A 362-nucleotide genomic window follows, 5' to 3' on the forward strand; every position below is an offset into this window, starting at 1 on the left:
TCAGAGGGAAGTATTTGCTTTAAATTATTTAAGAAGTCGACATGTCTTTTATGATTATTCATAGCTCTTTCAGGGTGTACTTCTTCATATAAAGTGAAAGCTCTTCCCTGAAAGGCCACTGAAGCGCGCAGTAAAACAAAGCTAAAATCATAAACACTTGACCAATCAACAATGATGGGCAAAAACTCTTGTGAAGAAAAGTGAGAGGCAAGGGTCTTATAAAATTGATTTCGGCATTGGTGTAATTGGATGTTTCCTAACAGTCGATCAACTCGTTTAATGCAATATTTTTCAATGACGTTAGCGTCTTCTCCTAGTTTTCTACCAATTGCCGTTAGGCTTAATCTGGCGCCTTCTTTAAC

At 37.3% G+C, this 362-nt stretch carries 1 pseudogene; it reads right to left on the minus strand.

The features are described 5' to 3' along the window. A pseudogene (locus DK187_RS20585) lies at window positions 1–362 on the minus strand (hypothetical protein); the annotation flags it as partial.

The organism is Marinomonas arctica (assembly GCF_003259225.1).
Taxonomy (GTDB): Bacteria; Pseudomonadota; Gammaproteobacteria; order Pseudomonadales; family Marinomonadaceae; genus Marinomonas; species Marinomonas arctica.